At 56.8% G+C, this 1059-nt stretch carries 1 protein-coding gene; it reads right to left on the bottom strand.

What is annotated here, in order from left to right:
* Positions 1 to 16: 16 nt before the first annotated feature.
* Positions 17 to 975, bottom strand: a protein-coding gene (locus WG622_RS19190) for an IS630 family transposase (protein WP_339404911.1) whose coding sequence is annotated in 2 segments (ribosomal slippage) — positions 17 to 631 and positions 634 to 975 — 957 coding nt in all. Because the reading frame shifts where the segments join, the coding sequence is not laid out codon by codon here.
* Positions 976 to 1059: the final 84 nt, after the last annotated feature.

Raw genomic sequence — 1059 nt, 5'->3', positions numbered from 1 at the left:
CTAAAGCGTCCGACCTTTAATTTGAGACATATCCGGCAGCCGTAAAGTAGTTCCAGCACTCTTGTGGCGAGTAGAGATCGCAAATCTCGGACAGAGCATTGAACATGTCAGTGAAGTTGCGCGCACCGATGCGGCGCAGGTGGGCCTTGAGTTTTGAGAAGGCCATCTCGATGGGATTGAGATCGGGGCTGTAGGGCGGCAAAAACAGGAACCAGCACCCTGCGTCGCGCATAGCCTTGGCTGCTTTGGCGTTCTTGTGAGTGGCAAGGTTGTCGAGGATCACGACGGTGCTGGGTTCCAGTTCCGGCACCAAAACCTTTTCGACGTAGGCCGCGAAAGCTGGGCCATCCATGGCGCCCTTGATGACCCAAGGCGCGATCATCGCATCCACGGACAAGCCTGCGATGAAGGTCTGCGTGCCCCACAATCCAAATGGAGCGTCCATCACCAACCGATCCCCACGCCGTGACCAGCCGCGTTGACGGGTAAGATTGGTTTTGACGGAGGTTTCATCAATAAAGACAACGCGTTCCGGTTGGGCGGATACCGCAGGAACACGATGTTTGAACCAATCCTCGCGTTGTTTCATTACCTTGGCGCGACGGCGCTCGGTGGCGACCAATGTCTTTTTTTGTACGTGAACCCCAGCTTGCGCAGGAACCGTCCAATGGCGTCGGGATGGGCTTGAACCGAGGTCGCTTCATACAAGGCCACCGCCAGTTCCGGCATCGTGATATCGCCGTCCTGAGCGATGACTTCAAACAGAAACTCGCGATGCGGATCAAGCTTGCCTTTGCCCTTTGGGCGGCCTTGCGCAGCCGGTTTGACAGCCCCCGTCCGGCGGATCGCAAGACGCCAGCGGGCACCCGTTGCAGGGGAAAGCTTCAGGCGCAACGCAGCCGCGCGCCCACTTAACCCTTCTTCAATCAGTTTCTGAAACCGCGCCCGAAGCGCATCCGGCAATGGTGCTGGCATGATCCATCCTCCCAAACAAGAGGAATCACAAATCAAGCCTCAAGGGAATCCCAAATGATTCAATCTTTCGGTCGGACGCTTTAA

This window comes from Cognatishimia coralii, assembly GCF_037478305.1.
Lineage (GTDB): Bacteria > Pseudomonadota > Alphaproteobacteria > Rhodobacterales > Rhodobacteraceae > Cognatishimia > Cognatishimia coralii.
Note: the sequence above shows the minus strand (reverse complement) of the source record. Positions and strands in the feature narration are given on the sequence as shown.